Source organism: Mycobacterium sp. IS-836, from assembly GCF_001954275.1.
Lineage (GTDB): Bacteria > Actinomycetota > Actinomycetes > Mycobacteriales > Mycobacteriaceae > Mycobacterium.
Genome location: NZ_MBEU01000057.1, coordinates 1 through 776 on the forward strand (window position 1 = coordinate 1; position 776 = coordinate 776).

Annotated in this window: 1 protein-coding gene; it reads left to right on the forward strand. The window is 61.3% G+C overall.

Going from position 1 to position 776, the window contains the following annotated elements; all coding sequences use genetic code 11:
* Positions 1–776: MCE family protein (locus A5747_RS16250; protein WP_142245616.1), on the forward strand; the 776-nt coding region annotated here is incomplete at both ends.

Consider the following 776-nt stretch of genomic DNA (forward strand, 5'->3'; position numbering starts at 1 on the left):
GCGTTGGTGTTGTGGTTGGTGTATCTGCAGTTTCGGGGGGATTTCACGGAGAAGACGCCGGTGACGATGTTGTCGTCGCGGGCGGGTTTGGTGATGGATCCCGGGGCGAAGGTCACCTTGAACGGGGTGCAGGTCGGGCGGGTGGCCAGCATTGCCGAGGTGCAACAGGACGGCAAGCCGGCGGCGAAGTTCGTGCTGGATATCTATCCGCGGTATTTGCAGTTGATTCCGGCCAATGTGAATGCCGATATCAGGGCGACGACGGTGTTCGGCCAGAAGTATGTGTCGTTGACCAGCCCGGCCCATCCGTCGCCGCAGCGGATTCGCGCGCATGCGGTCATTGATGCGCGTTCGGTGACCACCGAGAGCAATACGTTGTTTCAGACCATCACCTCGGTGGCCGAGAAGGTGGATCCGGTCAAACTCAACCTCACGTTGAGTGCGGCGGCGCAGTCGTTGGCGGGGTTGGGGGATCGGTTTGGCCAGTCGATCATCAATGCCAATGCGATCCTCGATGATGTCAATCCGCAGATGCCGCAGGCCCGTCATGACATTCAGCAGTTGGCCGGTCTGGGCGACACGTATGCCAATGCGGCGCCGGATTTGATTGATTTCCTCAACCATGCGGTGGTGACGTCGCGTTCGATCAACGCGCAGCAGAAGGATTTGGATCAGGCGTTGCTCTCGGCGGCCGGGTTCGGTAACACCGGGGCCGATATCTTCCAGCGTGGCGGGCCGTATCTGGCGCGCGGGGCCGAGGATCTGGTGCCCACCGC